Source organism: Mastigocoleus testarum BC008 (genome assembly GCF_001456025.1).
In the GTDB taxonomy this organism is placed as follows: Bacteria; Cyanobacteriota; Cyanobacteriia; order Cyanobacteriales; family Nostocaceae; genus Mastigocoleus; species Mastigocoleus testarum.
The window spans coordinates 20,335-36,479 of record NZ_LMTZ01000140.1 but is presented as its reverse complement, the minus strand read 5'-3'; the positions used below and the strand labels follow the sequence as shown (position 1 = coordinate 36,479).

14 protein-coding genes are annotated in these 16,145 nt (G+C 37.4%); 7 read left to right on the top strand and 7 right to left on the bottom strand.

Going from position 1 to position 16,145, the window contains the following annotated elements:
- Positions 1-523: 523 nt before the first annotated feature.
- The 4 genes from BC008_RS37210 to BC008_RS50010 all read left to right on the top strand — a co-directional run bounded on the left by BC008_RS37210 (position 524) and on the right by BC008_RS50010 (position 4,557).
- Complete coding sequence (locus tag BC008_RS37210) at positions 524-1,162, top strand: peroxiredoxin (RefSeq protein WP_027843872.1); 639 nt, start codon at positions 524-526, stop codon at positions 1,160-1,162.
- 413 nt (positions 1,163-1,575) lie between these two features.
- The gene (locus BC008_RS37205) at positions 1,576-2,553 is read left to right on the top strand and encodes a cysteine synthase A (protein WP_027843871.1); all 978 of its coding nucleotides are present in this window, start codon (positions 1,576-1,578) and stop codon (positions 2,551-2,553) included.
- 209 nt (positions 2,554-2,762) lie between these two features.
- Positions 2,763-3,101 carry a (2Fe-2S) ferredoxin domain-containing protein gene (locus BC008_RS37200; RefSeq protein WP_058184450.1) on the top strand — a complete coding sequence of 113 codons (339 nt, stop codon included), beginning with the start codon at positions 2,763-2,765 and terminating at the stop codon, positions 3,099-3,101.
- A 325-nt stretch (positions 3,102-3,426) separates the two neighbouring features.
- The gene (locus BC008_RS50010) at positions 3,427-4,557 is read left to right on the top strand and encodes a DUF5331 domain-containing protein (protein WP_235595999.1); all 1,131 of its coding nucleotides are present in this window, start codon (positions 3,427-3,429) and stop codon (positions 4,555-4,557) included.
- Positions 4,558-4,581: 24 nt separating this feature from the next.
- Here the strand turns inward: BC008_RS50010 and BC008_RS37190 are convergent, their stop codons facing one another.
- Positions 4,582-6,132 carry a mercuric reductase gene (locus tag BC008_RS37190; RefSeq protein WP_027846835.1) on the bottom strand — a complete coding sequence of 517 codons (1,551 nt, stop codon included), beginning with the start codon at positions 6,130-6,132 and terminating at the stop codon, positions 4,582-4,584.
- A gap of 7 nt (positions 6,133-6,139) precedes the next feature.
- Between BC008_RS37190 and BC008_RS50885 the strand changes: the two genes are divergently transcribed.
- Positions 6,140-6,286: a hypothetical protein gene (locus BC008_RS50885; protein ID WP_201026215.1), complete on the top strand. Its 147-nt coding sequence runs from the start codon at positions 6,140-6,142 to the stop codon at positions 6,284-6,286.
- Here the strand turns inward: BC008_RS50885 and BC008_RS37185 are convergent.
- From BC008_RS37185 to BC008_RS37170, 4 genes are all read right to left on the bottom strand, one after another.
- Positions 6,283-6,975: a TVP38/TMEM64 family protein gene (locus tag BC008_RS37185; RefSeq protein ID WP_235596003.1), complete on the bottom strand. Its 693-nt coding sequence runs from the start codon at positions 6,973-6,975 to the stop codon at positions 6,283-6,285. The two genes, BC008_RS50885 and BC008_RS37185, sit on opposite strands and share 4 nt — an antisense overlap.
- 187 nt (positions 6,976-7,162) lie before the next feature.
- Positions 7,163-7,906: a TVP38/TMEM64 family protein gene (locus BC008_RS37180; protein ID WP_027842663.1), complete on the bottom strand. Its 744-nt coding sequence runs from the start codon at positions 7,904-7,906 to the stop codon at positions 7,163-7,165.
- 239 nt (positions 7,907-8,145) lie between these two features.
- A complete protein-coding gene (locus BC008_RS37175; RefSeq protein WP_082650720.1) occupies positions 8,146-8,952 on the bottom strand; it encodes a TIGR04283 family arsenosugar biosynthesis glycosyltransferase in 807 nt (268 codons plus the stop codon).
- 646 nt (positions 8,953-9,598) lie between these two features.
- Positions 9,599-9,943 (bottom strand): hypothetical protein, encoded by a 345-nt coding sequence (locus BC008_RS37170; protein WP_027842661.1) that lies wholly within the window; start codon positions 9,941-9,943, stop codon positions 9,599-9,601.
- A gap of 378 nt (positions 9,944-10,321) precedes the next feature.
- Between BC008_RS37170 and BC008_RS37165 the strand changes: the two genes are divergently transcribed.
- Both BC008_RS37165 and BC008_RS37160 read left to right on the top strand, forming a co-directional pair.
- Positions 10,322-12,067 carry a hypothetical protein gene (locus tag BC008_RS37165; protein ID WP_027842660.1) on the top strand — a complete coding sequence of 582 codons (1,746 nt, stop codon included), beginning with the start codon at positions 10,322-10,324 and terminating at the stop codon, positions 12,065-12,067.
- A 200-nt stretch (positions 12,068-12,267) separates the two neighbouring features.
- A complete protein-coding gene (locus tag BC008_RS37160; RefSeq protein WP_027842659.1) occupies positions 12,268-13,185 on the top strand; it encodes a DUF1186 domain-containing protein in 918 nt (305 codons plus the stop codon).
- Between the two features lie 54 nt (positions 13,186-13,239).
- Here the strand turns inward: BC008_RS37160 and BC008_RS37155 are convergent, their stop codons facing one another.
- Both BC008_RS37155 and BC008_RS37150 read right to left on the bottom strand, forming a co-directional pair.
- Positions 13,240-15,114: a hypothetical protein gene (locus BC008_RS37155; RefSeq protein ID WP_027842658.1), complete on the bottom strand. Its 1,875-nt coding sequence runs from the start codon at positions 15,112-15,114 to the stop codon at positions 13,240-13,242.
- Positions 15,115-15,148: 34 nt separating this feature from the next.
- Positions 15,149-16,099, bottom strand: coding sequence for an ABC transporter ATP-binding protein (locus BC008_RS37150; RefSeq protein ID WP_027842657.1), 951 nt, complete (start codon positions 16,097-16,099; stop codon positions 15,149-15,151).
- Positions 16,100-16,145: the final 46 nt, after the last annotated feature.

The following is a 16,145-nucleotide window of genomic DNA, read 5'->3' as shown; positions in this document are numbered from 1 at the left end:
TAGCAAGCATATAAAGGCAGATAGATTATCCCTATAAAAACGTCAAAAATAAAACCTAGTAAACACTTATAAAAAATATCTATAATTACAAATAATCAAGATACTAACTGATGCTTTATTTACTCGCCAGTGCTATATGTAACTAAATCAACAATAATTCGTGAAGAGAATAATAATTTGACAATCCAATAAAGTGCGTAATTAGCAATACCAGCAAAATTGACACGCAATAAATAATATTACTGAGGTGCAATTTCTTATCCTTCATTTGTTTCCAGGTCTATGGTTTGGGATTAGGACCAATATTTAAAATCTATGGTTTTAGTATTTAAGTTTTTGATATATGCCTAAAATCAGTGAAAACTACTGCTAATTCCAGCTTAACAATGAGACAAAGAAGTAATAATTGCAGAGTAAGCTAACATTTTGTTGCAAACAACTAAATCCCTACCGGGTAGGCATATTTTTGTGTCATGATTGCAAACTAGAAAACATATTTCTTTGAAATCACAGGGAATCTCAAATGGCTCTCCGACTAGGTGACACAGTACCGAATTTTACCCAAGCTTCTACCCATGGAGAAATCAATTTTTATGATTGGGCAGGTGACAGTTGGGTTGTGTTATTCTCACACCCAGCAGACTATACACCTGTTTGCACTACCGAGTTAGGAACCGTTGCGAAACTTAAGCCAGAATTTGATAAGCGTAATGTTAAGGCTGTGGCTTTGAGCGTTGATGATGTTGACTCCCATAATGGTTGGGCGGTTGATATTGAAGAAACCCAAAGTGCTAAACTTAACTACCCCATTTTGGCAGATCCTGACCATAAGGTTTCTGACCTTTACGATATGATTCACCCCAATGCAAATGCTAAGGTGACCGTAAGGACGGTGTTTGTTATTGACCCCAACAAAAAGCTACGACTAACTCTAACCTATCCTCCTAGCACTGGACGTAACTTTGATGAAATTTTGCGGGTAATTGATTCTTTGCAGTTAACAGATGATTACAGTGTTGCAACTCCTGCTGACTGGAAAGATGGTGATGATTGTGTAATTGTCCCCACACTCCAAGATCCAGATGTTCTCAAAGAAAAATTCCCCAAAGGATATGAAGTTGTCAAACCTTATTTAAGGATGACTCCTCAACCCAACAAGTAATAACATGTTTGTCTGAATAACGACTTGATTACTTTCGATACAGTTAGCTGGTAATTGGTAATTGGTAACTGGTAATGGGTGTTAGCAGCAGGCGGTTAGCGTTAGTGGCTCCATTCTAGAGGTGGGACAACTAAGGTAGGGTGACGTTACTCAAAGGTTAACTGCCGACGCCGCAGGCTAAGGGTATACCGTAGGTATTGATTGTATTAAAAATCCTAGGGATAGTTATTTTTAAGCCTCAAGCAGGCTTAGAAGTATAGATAGTGCCCCATAAATACAATGTGGATTTGCTCTAGAACATTACCTATTACCTATTACCTATTCCCGTTACTTATCATTTAAATTATTGACCGCCTATTGACCGCCACAATAGGCCACAATTTTTATAGTAAATCTTCAAATGGATATTATTTATGGATATTAAAGATGGTTTTGTGGGTACCGTTGGTAACACACCACTAATTCGCTTAAAAAGCTTCAGTGAAGAAACCGGTTGTGAAATTTTAGGGAAAGCAGAATTTCTCAATCCTGGAGGTTCGGTCAAAGACCGCGCTGCGCTTTATATTATTCAAGATGCAGAAGAAAAAGGTTTACTTAAACCAGGTGGTACTGTTGTAGAGGGAACAGCGGGAAATACGGGTATTGGCTTAGCACATATTTGCAATGCTAAAGGTTATAAATGTTTAATTATTATTCCTGAAACTCAATCACAGGAGAAAATGGATGCTTTGAGGGCATTAGGTGCTGAAGTTAGACCAGTTCCTGCAGTACCTTACAGAGATCCAAATAATTATGTTAAGCTTTCTGGTCGCATTGCATCGGAAATGGAAAACGCCATTTGGGCAAATCAATTTGACAATTTAGCTAATCGTCGCGCCCATTATGAGACTACAGGTCCAGAAATTTGGAAGCAAACCGATGGAAAAGTTGATGGTTGGGTAGCTTCAACTGGTACAGGCGGTACTTTTGCTGGTACGGCGATGTATCTTAAAGAGAAAAACCCTAACATCAAGTGCGTAGTTGCAGACCCAATGGGTAGTGGTCTCTATAGTTACGTTAAAACAGGTGAAATCAAGATAGAAGGAAATTCCATTACGGAAGGGATTGGTAATAGCCGAATCACTGCAAATATGGAGGGTGTACCCACCGATGATGCAATTCAGATCGATGACTCAGAAGCATTACGGGTTGTATATCAGTTACTTCAAAAAGATGGTTTACTAATGGGAGGTTCTACAGGTATTAATGTTGGTGCGGCTGTAGCATTAGCAAAACAGATGGGACCGGGACATACAATAGTTACTATTTTGTGTGATAGTGGTGCTCGATATCAGTCACGCATATTTAATCGTGAATGGCTAGCCTCAAAAGGTTTATCAGTTGACGCCTGATATTTAAGATTAAAAGATTTTTCTCTTTAAAGCACCTATTAGCTTAAGCATAAAATAATGCCATGCTTCAAGCTTTGGTGCATTTCAAAATAAATTCTTAATATAAATTCATCTCATAAAAATTAAAGACTATCACTTAAGACACCACGATTTTTTTAATAGTTAATTTCTGATTGCTTCGATAAAATGACTTCTATGGGAACGGCGTTATGAGTAGTATATCCCAACCGTCCGACTCATCAAGACAAAATTATTCATCTTATCCTCAATGCGTACGGATATGTGTGAATCGTACTTGTCGCAAACAAGGTGCAAAGTCAGTATTAGCAGCTTTTGAGGTTAGTACTGTTCCTGGAATAACAGTAATGGGGAGTGGTTGTTTGGGACAATGTGGTAATGGTCCTATGGTACTAGTGTTACCAGATGTTACCTGGTATTGTGCTGTCCATCCCAGTCAAGTTCCATTAGTGATAGAAAAACATCTACTTGGTGGTGAAAAAGTCGAGCAGATGCTTTATCGTCGTTTTCATAACAGGGAACAGTGTTAGCGTTCGCGCAGGGCGGTCTCAGCGTGGCGTTAGCCATACAGTTAACAGTGAATTGGAGGTAATTGGTAACTGATAACTGTAGCCCGTAAGGGCATGGCGTTAGCCATAAACTGACAACTGACAACTGACAACTGTTAGCGCCTAGCGGTTAGCGGCTCGTGTAAGCGCGCCCTGCGTGACGTTAGTCAGAGGCTTTCTTTGCCGACGCCGCAGGCTCTAGCGTACCGTAGGTATTGCGTGCGCGGTAGCGCATTAACTGATAACTGATAACTGATAACTGATAACTGATAACTGACAACTGATAACCGTCAAGAGGTTTGGAAGCGTGTCGTCTGAATCATGGCATCCAATTAATATCCAGCAGCTGCGTCAATCCCTAAAAATGAAGTGGCTGACTTACTATAAAATAAATCGGCGTTGGTTAGTACGGATGCAAGTTTGGGGTACCTTCAATGGTCGTCGTCGTCCCTATTCTGGTTTTATTTTGGCGACGGTCACGGCTTTGGAACCTAAACTACATCATATTTTGCCTTTTGTATTAGATCTGAATAATAATCCTGATGACATTATTGCTGCTTTAGGTCTTAACTTTAACCCGGAAGAACAATTACATTTAGTTAAAATCGATAATATTTCAAATACAACAGCCGCAAAAACTGTTGAAAGTCAAGCAATTCCTCAATCTTCTGTTGCTCAATCTTCTGTTTCTAAGCCTTCAATTTCTCAATCTTCTGTTTCTAAGCCTTCTGTTTCCCAATCTTCTGCTTCAAAACCTTCTGTTTCACAACAACCCCTACAAAAGTCTAAGGCTTTACCAGCAGTTCCAGTAGTTGTTGATTCTTTCAAGCAACAAAATAATAATCAAAAAGAACAAGCTCATTCTTTAGCACAGCCTCGGGAGCAAATTTCACAAACCAAAATCTCACAAACCAAAATCTCACAAACCAAAGTCTCACAAACTAAAAGAGCCGAACCAACAATTGATGTAACAGTTACAAAACCCACAGATAAATTTGGGAAGGATGCAAGTAGTATACAGGATGCAAATCGTCAATCCTTCCCACAAAAACCCCTACCCCATCCTCAAACGAAACTTCAAACTAATTTTCAACAAAATCTCCCACAAAATATCCCGCAAAATATCAAAAAACTACCAACAGATAAACCCCAAACTATTTCGGTCGCATCCAATTCTGTCACATCAGAGGTTGAGGATAATCGCAGAGAAATACCACAACAGAAAATCGGTTTAAATCAGCAATTAAGAACTGAAACAAAAGTTAGTAAAACAATCCGCAGTCAAGAAGAATTGAAAAATCAGGAAAATTTTCAACGTGATAATAACAACGAAAGTGATGAGCAACCGGCTCGAGTCAATAGGTTAGCAAAATGGATTGATGAACTTTGTCAAGGTAGTGGTTGGGATCGGGATGATATGATTTTTATCAGATTTTGAAAAACGAGCTATATTAATTGAGTTTTAAGAAAACTTGGTTAATAAACCGAGTAATTTTTTACTTGTGGGTGTAAGAAGGGTACGACGGTAAGCATCAGCAGCTTTTTTAATACATTCTGCTTGGGTAGGATAGGGGTGAATTACACTGCTTAATTTACTCAAGCCAATTTTGTTGACAATGGCGGTGGTAACTTCAGAAATCATTTCCCCTGCATGGCGAGCAACAATCGTAGCACCCAGAATTTCATCCGAGCCCTTCTTATGAAGAATTTTTAGAAAACCTTCTGTTTCACCATCTGCGATCGCTCGGTCCACATGGCTAAAGTCAATTTTAATGGTGTTAATGTCAAAACCTTTTTCTTGAGCTTCCTGCTCGTACATTCCCACATGAGCAATTTCGGGATCGGTAAATGTTACCCAAGGCATTACTAAATTACTAAGTTTATAACGCCCCATGCCAAAAGGTGAAAATAAAGTATTTTTGATTACGATTCTTGCTGCTGCATCTGCTGCATGAGTAAACTTCCAGTTCATACAGATATCGCCTGCAGCATAAATATCAGGGTTGGTAGTTTGCAGATAATCATTAACTATTACCCCTTTACGGCGATCGTACTCTACTCCAACTGCTTCTAAATTTAAGCCATCAACGTTGGGGACGCGTCCTGCACCAGCTAAAATTTCGTCTACAATTACAGACTCTTCTTTACCCGTACAGGTCAAAAAGTGAATCTTTTTACCTTCTGGAGTCTTTTCTACTCGCCGTAACTGAGAGCCTAGTACCAAACGGATTCCTTCACGTTGCAAAACATTTTGGACTATTTCAGCAGCATCATCATCTTCTTTATTTAAGATGTGAGCACCGCGATGGAACAGAACCACCTGAGTACCAAGTCGTTGAAAAGCTTGGGCTAATTCAGAACCAATGGGACCACCACCAATTACTGCTAAACGTTGGGGTTGAGTTGTTAGGGAAAATACTGTTTCATTAGTTAAATAACCCGCTTCTTCAATTCCTGGGGTAGAAAGACGTGCAGCTCTCGCACCTGTAGCAATTACGGCTTTTTTATACTTCAAAACGCGGTCGCCAACTTGAATTTTATTTTTATCAGTAAAACGACCTTCTCCTAAAAAGACATCCACACCGAGTTTTTGAAAACGGGGAGCAGAATCGACATGACTGATACCAGCTCTAAGTTTCCGCATTCTCGCCATTACTGCGGGAAAATCCACATCAATATGTTCTGGGGGATTAATACCGAAGGGTTTAGCTTCGCGAATATCAGCAACTACACGAGAAGAACGAATAACACATTTGGATGGTACGCAACCAACATTTAAGCAATCTCCACCCATGAGATGCTTTTCAATTAATGCAACTTTTAAACCTAAGCCGAGACCTGCAGCACCTGCAGCGACTACTAAACCTGCGGTACCCGCACCAATTACAACTAAATCGTAGCAGTCAGCAGGTTTGGGATTAACCCAATCTGGGGGATGGACATGGGAGAGCAATTTTTGGTTATGCTCGTCCATTGGCGGAAGTGTGACTCTTTGAAATGCTGAATTTGACATGATTTTTATGGGGATTGGGGATTGGGGACTGGGGATTGGGGATTGGGGACTGGGGATTGGGGACTGGGGATTGGGGATTGGGGATTGGGGATTGGGGACTGGGGACTGGGGATTGGGGATTGGGGATTGGGGAATAGGAGATAACAAGTATTAAATTGTTTCGTCTGCAACCTGGTCTTGGGAAACTTCTTCATCGAGAGCTTTTCTCGCAATTTTAGTCACGTAGACAGTTACAGCAACCGTAGCGATTAAACCAACTATGCGGATAGTCCATTCCACTGCAGGGTTACTTGTCTGTTGACCTGCTCCCAATGTGGCAAGGTTACCTGCTAAAGAACCAAGATAAACATACATTATTGTTCCAGGAAGCATACCAACACTTCCAAAAAAGTAATCCTTGAGGGAAACTCCCGTTAAACCGTAAGCGTAGTTTAATAAATTGAAAGGAAATACCGGTGAGAGTCGGGTTAACAAAACTATTTTCAATCCTTCCCTACCTACTGCTCTGTCAATTGCTGCAAACTTTTGATTTCCTGCAATTTTGTTTGCAACCCAACCTCTGGCTAAATAACGCCCAACTAAAAAAGCCGCAGTTGCACCAAGTGTTGCACCGATGAACACATAAAGCGAACCTAAAAATACACCAAATACTACTCCAGCACCGAGAGTAAGAATAGAACCTGGTAAAAAAGCAACAGTTGCAACAATATAAAGCAACATAAAGACAATACCGCCAACTGTACCTTGCTCGTTAATCCACTCCAAAGCATTTAATAACCACTGTTGGGGATTAAAACCAGCTCCATCCGCAGTACCCTGAGCCAAAGCAGGATCTGAATGCATCAAAATGGGGAGCGCAAATCCTACAAGAACTAATATTGTTAACCGTAAATATGTTTTTTGGAGAAAAAATCTCGAGTTTCTAGTCTTTTTTAAGTCGCTGGAGTTTTCATCCCGGCGAGGATATAGTATTAATTTATTTGTCATGATTAAAAAATGAAATTTTTAGTTTAACTGTTAGAACAAAAACCTATTTTTCTTCAGTTATTTGTGTCGTAACAACACTTTCATTAAGTGCTTTCCGGGCAATTTTGGTGATGTAAACAGTTACAATTACAAAAGCAATTAAACCAATTCCTTGAATTACCCATCTAGCGATTTGAGTTTCTGGAGTATTGGGGAGATTTGAACTGTCGAGCCTTGTCAAATCGGTTGCTAAAGATCCGATGTAAACATACAAGATAGTACCCGGAATCATACCGATTGAACCCAAGATATAATCTTTCAGAGATACTTGGGTAACTCCCAACACGTAATTTAATAAATTAAAAGGAAATACTGGTGATAAGCGAGTCAGTAGAACTATTTTGAATCCTTCTTTGGCAATAGCTTTATCTATAGCTTGAAACTGTGGATTTTTAGTGATTTTTTTACGAACCCAATTGCGTGAAAAGTAACGCCCAATTAGAAAAGCAAAAGTTGCACCCAGAGTAGAAGCAATTATTACGTAGATGGAACCCCAAAACAAGCCAAACAGACAACCTCCTTTAAGAGTTAAAATGGAACCAGGTACAAATAGTAATGTTGCTAAGTTATAAATAGCAATAAATGCTATCGGACCTAACGTACCAAGACTTTCTACCCAGATAATCGCTTCTGCAAATGCTTGTTGTAAATTAAGGTGTTTATTGGTAATTATCAGTATAAAAACCAGTAAAACGATGGAAACTAGCTTTAATTTGGGATAAAAAAAACGTTGCTTTTGCTGACTCATAGCACTTATCAGTTAACAGTTATCAGTTAACAGTTTATGGCTGACGCCACGCCCTTATGGACTACAGTTATTAGTTAACAGTTTATGGCTTAATTTGTACCCTTGCGGGTTATAGCTAACATTTGACTGTTGGTAACTAACAGTTGCTAACCTGCAAGCTGTAACTTGTAACTCTTCTAACTAATTTCTTCACTGCTTCTCTATACAATTCAAGATAAGTTGCTAAGCTGAGAATCACCTTAAAAGCGTATAAGTTTTCCCTGACGATATAAACTACGAAGACGTTGAGGAGAAACGCCTAAAAAGTAAGCAACTATAACAATCTGATTAATTAAGGTAGTTTGAAAAACTCCTTTTTGTAACCAACGTCTAGCAGATGTGACTACTGGTACGCTAATGGTAGTAATTTTACCGAAGGACTGCAATCGTCTGACCAATTCAAAGTCTTCCATAATTGGTAATTCAGGAAAACCGCCTATTGCTTCAAAAGTCTGCTTCTTTAAGAATATAGCTTGATCGCCATAGGGCATTTGCCATAAACGCGATCGCAATTTAACTCCCCATTCAACTAACCGCAAACCGATACCTTTTGCATCAATTTTCAGGGTAAATGCACCCGCTACAATTTTTGACTTGGAAATTGGTGCTGAAAATATCTTTCTTACCATCACATCAAATTCTGCAGGTAAACGAGTATCTGCATGAAGAAACAAAAGAATTTCTCCTGTTGCTGCTGCAGCACCCGCATTCATTTGTAAAGCACGACCGCGATATCCAGAAATAATTTTGATGTCTTTGATATCCCTATCACCTGCATTCTGCTTGCAATATTGCTTCGTTATTGCAACGGTATCATCTTCAGAACCACCATCTACAACTATCACTTCAACATTTGTCCCTGTATTTATTGTGGCTAGTGTTAACTGAATATTTTTTGCTTCATTTAGTGTGGGAATAATAATGGAGATTTTTGGGGTTTTGAGTTTGTGACTCTTAATTCCCGACAAGTTACGTTCCTGTGAGTTCGATCTTTCTTTAGTAATCATTTAAAACCTAAAAATTAAAATCTAAAATCTAAGACTTAAAACTTGAAACTGAACTGGGAAAAATTGCTCGTTCCAATATAAGCTATTACAGATATCAAATAGCAGATAAGCGATAGAGTTGACTATTAATACAGCAAAAATGCATATCATAAAAATACGCGACGCATCTTTCTGAAAAAACAGATATTAGCAGTTATAGATATTCAAAATATGCTCGTAATTTAGAAATTGTTCGGTTTATAAATTTAAAAACCTAAACCTAGTATCCTCATCACAAAGTTAAAACTGCAGAGTTAAATCATACATATAATCAAAAAAACATACAATTACTACACTATAAATATTTATACATTAAATCACAAGTGAATTTCTTAGCTGTTGACCTAAAAATTTCATTCTAAAAATTAAATTATTAACTTGGCAAATAATAGAAAACTGTGCAAATAGAGACTAATAATCAAATTTTTTAGTAGAGGGGTTAATGTTGACCTTAATACTAGCTACCCTACACCTATAGTTAACCACTGTACTCCAGTAATAGAGTAGCAGTGGTAAGGTGGAAATCGAACAACTACAAAACGAAGGCGTAGTAAAATTAACTATTATTGAAGTGAATGAGGAATTTCGAATTGATATTAAAGCAGAATTAACTTTTCCTCAATAAATCTTGTAACTTATATTCAACCGCTCTAATGTAATCAGAGTTGTTAATTGTTTCTGGAGATAGTCTGCCATTATCAATTCCACGTTGAACCAAATCTTTTCCGGTAACTTCCTTAAATGCAATACTATTTAATAATGAGTGATAACCTGAAACACCTTTGAGTTGACCTCGATAAGCAAAAATCACTAAATTAAATGGCGTAACATTTTTAACTACTTGATTTTGTCCTACTTTGGAAGCGACAACATTTTCGTTAGCTAAAGCGGGTTGGATAGCAGTAGTTGCAAATAGAAGTGTTCCGATAGTAGCAAATAATAAACGTGGCATAATCAAGGCTCCGATATCAAAAATGTGTTTAATTCAATTTGTTTTCCTTGATTAATATCATGCTTGACTAAGCTGAGAAGGCAATAAGTGATTTATGAGATATCGATAAGAAATTATTGAGAAATCTGAGAAAATATTATCCATTTCTAGGAGAAATTGGAGCGCTATTTCAAATTCAAAATATAGTTTTATACTGTATTAGATTTTAATTCAAATTTCCTTTATATGTCTAATGAAAAACTACACTCTAGCAGTCGATTAAATTTTTTCATAAATCCTCAAACAGAAGTAGATTAATATACTAAAACCCACACTCTAAGGTCATTATACTTGTGTAATAATACTCGTAAACACATCATTTTGCGAGTGTAGAACCGCATGACATTACAACATAATGAAGTCCGAAAACTCTCGCTCCATCCTAATGAGATAACGGCTAAAACTGAACTAGAGAAATTTGACTGCGTTTACCTGATAAACCCTCATACTTTTGGTACCGGTCGTCAGCGTGTCATGTATAACCTTATCTATAATCTGGCTCGCTTGGGTTGTGAGCGACCGGTACATCTTTTTTATAATCAGTGGAAAACTAAATTGTGGTATGCCATGCTCGGTTATTATCCTCAGGGGTTAGAGGATTATCACAATCACTTTTACACCTGGCAACAAACTTTGAAGGGAATGACAATATGGTTTCACCCCATTCCTATGGAGCGAGAATATACCAATCTTTTGTGCCAATTTAAGGAATGTATGAAAGATGAATCCGCTGAGCATTTTTGGTTCTCGGTTTGGCGTGATGATGCTCCGGGTTGCGAACTGGATGCTTTTAAGGCAAATGCCATCGTTGAAAGTATTCAATTACCCAAACAGAGCTACCTGAAATTTTATAAACATTCTCCTCTTTTCCAAGATCTACGACGCGAAGAAATCCCTAAAGCAAGAACTGAAAAACGCTCTTCCTACTGTCCCCATGCTCTCTTCACCAATAATTTGCGGACTTATGTCAACAAGGGTCTACATCTTTTACCAAAGCAAGATCCTAATGGAAAGAGTGATGGGAATAAGAAAATTCTGACGATGTTCGCTGCCTGCGATAACTTTACACATGTTCAAGAAGTATTAATCCCAGATATTATTCAAAACATGACTGCTGAAGCACAACCGTGCATCATTATTTTGCAGTCATTCCTTTGGTGGTCAAAACAGTTGAGACCTTGGCCTTGTTTAGTCAAGGGTGATTTGATCGCATATCTTATGGATGGACCACCCAAGAGCGATACGCCCTTAGGCATCGGCTCAGCCGCACCTGCGGTGAACGGCGATCGCAAAAAAGAACATCACAAACTTCTCTTACCGATTTACCCATCCAAACCAGATCGCGATCTTCTATCCCAACTTAATACAATCCCTGCTTCTGCAGAAAACTATAAAAATAAACTCATCCAAAATATTATTACCCTTGCCAGAGAGGAAATTGAGTTAATTTCTGTTTATTATACTGAACATCGCTCCCACCTATGCCAAGTTACATATTCCAAACTACTAGATGCTCTAAGGAAAGTTATGGAAATGAATCCTAACCCTTACGACAAACCAGTTGTAATTGCTTTCCTAGGAGAAGATAGAATAAGTTCTAATTTACCTGAGTTAGCTGCTTTATTGAAGGGTGAGAGCAATCCAGAAGAAATTCACGAAATAATTAAGAAAAAACGTATTGTCTGGCAGAGTTTCGGCAGAACAAACTATATACCTCTGTTTCAACAATACTCACTTTTTTTTGTTACAGAGGGAGCAAATACCTGGCAAGAAACCTTATCCATCGGTAAACCCACTCTATCTGTCAATCCTAATGGAGATACCCAACCATGGAATCACGATTGGTTAAATGCAAATGGGGCAAACTTGGTCAAAGACCCATCAGAAGAATTGGTTGCACTTGCATTAAATCCTAAAGAAAATAATTTAAGCTTCAATAAGCTATCTCAGTTTATCCGCGATGTGAGGGTAGATGAGAGTAAGCTTTGTCTTTACTTCCAGAAATGGTCAGAGATTTTAAACAAACATGAATGCAATCAAGTTGTTACAGCACTTTGTAAACTTTCTTCTCTTTCAAACGAATAAGTGTGTATTAGATAAAGTGCAAAAGTAGATTGCTGCTAGCATACCGTAGGTATTGCGTAACGCACCATTACAAATTTCAGAATTACAGGTTCTTAAATTCTCATTCTTATATTTTCAATTTAAAAATGAGCAAATAGGTACAATAAATATTTCTGTGCAATCAGACTAGTTTAGTACTGTCATCAAAAGGGGTTTTGAATATGCAAGTGGAAGAGATTATATCAAAATTAGAAAATAATACTGGGGTATTTCCTCGTAGAGCCTTAGAAAGAGCTATTGAGGAGAAAGAAGCTATTACTCCTTTTTTATTATCTACCTTATCCGAATGCAAAGATGACCTCGAGAATGTAATTAATAAAGATGCATATATTTTACATATTTATGCCTTATTCTTACTCGCACAATTTAGAGAATCAAAGGCTTATCCTCTCATAATAGATTTCTTCTCAGCCCCTGGAGATATATCATTAGATGCAACTGGAGATGTAGTCACTGAGGATTTACCTCGAATACTAGCTTCTGTAAGTCATGGAAATATTAAACCCATCAAAACACTTATAGAAAATCAAGAAGTTAATGAATTTGTTAGAGGCGCTGCGATAAGATCCTTAATTATTTTAGTGGTTCAAGAAATTATTCCTAGAGAGCAAGTAGTAGAGTATTTCAAGGAAATTTTCTCAACTCTCTTTGCAAATAAACCTTCTGCAAATGTCACAGAAAAAGAACCTGATTTTATGTGGACCGATTTAGTAATTAATAGTTCGATACTTTGTCCTACAGAACTAAAAGAATACATTGAGCGAACTTTTGATGAAGAACTGATCGATCCATTCTTTTTCGACCGGGATGATTTTAATTATTATCTTCAATTAGGTTCAGAAAAAAATTTACAGAAGATTCGTAACGACCCGCATCATTCTTTGGTTGAAGATGCAATATCTGATATGGAATCTTGGTCTTGCTTTGATTGGAAAGTACACAAAAAATTTCATAAACGTAATAATATTATGGAGATAGAAGGTTTTTCAAAGTCGGTGAAAAAATCTAAAAACAAAGCTAAGAAAAAGAAAAAAATGCAGAAAGAATCTCGTCGCAAAAACCGACAAAATAAAAAATAAAAGAGGATAATATTTATCCCCTTTTTATATTCATTATTCAATTTTAGGATGGTTTTAAGTTACTGGTATGTCTTGAGTTTCCGACTGACCTACCAATTTAACTTGACTCGACAAATATGAATTTAAAAATGCCAAGATTCCCACATAAAACAACAATGCAAACAATACTAGAGGAGTACTAGTATGACCCATCGTTACCCAAGGGAAACTAGAGAATAACCACACAAAAGGCGTTAACTGAGGATTTACCTGTGCAATACCCAATGCAATTGGTGGTAAAAATACTATTGCTGCGACACTACCAATAGACCAAAGATGACGCTTAGAAGTTTTCAGCATCAACATAATCTGAGCAACAGTAGCACAAACCATCATTAAAACAATAAACAAAGCTACATATAAAAGGGCTTGGAATCTACCAACGTCATTAATTAACCAGTTTATTGGAGCCCAGCGATCGCTATTAGAAACCTGCAACAATGGTGAAATGACAATCCAAACCATTAACGGAACGGTCGCAATTAATAGATGAATCGCTGTTGCTAAGAAACTCGGACTTTTTTCTGCAAAGATTAAATCTCGTATTTGGGAATTGTACCACCATCCCTGATAGCGAGAAGTTTGTTGATGTTTATATCTGGACCAATCTTGTACGGTTTGACGGACTGGAGATAAAATTGCAATCAGCCCGAATAACAAGATGACGTTCATAAACACTAGAAGGAAAGAGTTATTAGCTACTTGACGGTTTACATCACCAAAATTTTGCAACGTAAAACCCCAAAAAATAAATTGCAAACAAATTATAAGTAAATAACTCTGAGATTTATTTAAAAGGCTAGCATTAGGATTACGAAATAAGCGCTTTAACGATGTCCAGATAAAATAAATCCAAAAACCGTAATTTAACAAGTGCAAACCGATCAAAGTGAAGAAGCTTTTACCAATTGGAATCGAAAAGAACTGCAACTGTTCGATTTTAGAAGCACCATTAGTAAATGCAAAACCTGGAAATAAGTAACCAGCGATATGAATCGGACTTAAAATTTGAAACCAAATTGCTGCATGATTCACATTATGATAACTGTATGCAACAAGATTCCAAGTCAACATCAGGAATCCTAAAACTGCAGCACTTCCCAACCAAGGTTGAAAAAAGCTGAAGAAACGACCCCATAAACCAAACAACATGGCTAAGCTGTACAAGAAAAAGCAGCCAACAGCAAGAATGAGGTCGAAACTTAAGACATTAGTTAAAGGAATATTTCCTGCAATACTCGCCCATAAATGTAAAGGTAGCGCTGCTACTACCAGCAAGTATACCAAAACAGGAACACCTAGTATTTTACCGAGAAAAATATTTGCTTCTGACTCGGGACTAAGGCGAATAAAATTTAAAGTTCCTCGACGTTCTTCTTTGGCTACGTCATTAATTATTAAGTATGTTCCTCCTAAAAAAAGTGTAGAGATAAAAGTTATAGATAAAGCATTGAAAACATTTCTCCAATTATCTATCCACCACTGTTGCGCATTAATTTCTTCTGGCGGACAGAATTTAGGAATACTTGCTCTTAATTCTTCTTTTTGAGCTTTTAATTTTGCTTTTTTTTGTTGTAACTCTTGAATTTGTTCTGGCTTAGTAGTATTGAGTTTATTTGCCTGATCTAACTGATTACTTACTTGATAGTAATTATTATCAATTTGATAGATTTGCTGTTGTTTTGGTTTATAAACAGATGCTAAGGAACAATATTTGCCAGTGATGGAGTAATGTTTGTCAGGATAGTCACTGAACTGACCAAAAGAAATTGCAAGTTGAACTATTAATGAAAGACAGATAGTAATAATAACGGGAAAAACTTTTAGACGACCTTTAATTTCCCTCAATAGTTGAGGATTACAGTCACCGATTTTATCTAATAACATCATTGCTAATTGGTAATCGCTAATTGGTATTGATTGATTAAGATGCTTGTTTGTGACCCAGATTCAAGAAAATGCTTTCTAAATCTTCTTGGGTACATTGAAAATTACTCAAAGGAATACCTGCTCCAACCAAAGAACGTAGTAACTCGGCGCTGTCTTCCTCTTTCCCCGAAAAGTTAACCCGTATGCTGTTAGTTGTAGATAGCACTTCTAACTCTTCTACCAAAGAATTATTTCTTAGTTCCTTTTTGAGTTCTTCAAGATTCCCTAAGGTAGATATAACAATTTGTTGATGCGCTAAGCGTCCGTAGATATCTTGAAGTGAAGCACTTTCCACTAAAAATCCAAGTTCCATAATTCCTACAGAAGTACAAAGTTCTGCTAAATCAGTCAGAACGTGGGAGGAAATTAAGATAGTCATTCCCGCTTCTTGCAAAGCTTTGATAATTTCCCTAAACTGCATTCTAGCGATCGGGTCAAGTCCCGAAACTGGCTCGTCTAAGAGCAAAACTATTGGTTCGTGAATAATAGTTCTAGCCAAACACAGACGTTGTTTCATCCCTCTAGAGAGAGTGGAAATGACACTGTTACGTTTATTCTCGAGTTGGATTAGTTCTATAACTTCATGCAAACGTTGGGTTCGATATGGTTCTCGTAAATGATATAAACGAGCAAAATAATCTAGATAATCCCAAACTGTCAGTTCATCATAGAGAGGGTAATCATCGGGTAAGTAACCAAGTCTACGTTTCAGGGTAGGATTGCTTTTATCCCGCAGCAGGCGATCGCCATTAATAAATATTTCTCCATTACTTGGTTCTTCCGCTGCAGCTAACATTCTTATTAACGTAGTTTTACCCGCACCATTAGGACCAATTAATCCATAAACCTCACCTTCTGCAATCTCTAGATCGAGATTATTGACAGCAGTGTGTCTATCGAACTGTTTGGTTAAACTGCGAGTGTAAATTGCTAAATTTTTGGTCATAAGTTATGAACCTTAAACGAACCTTGAAGGAAAATTAAAAGTAACT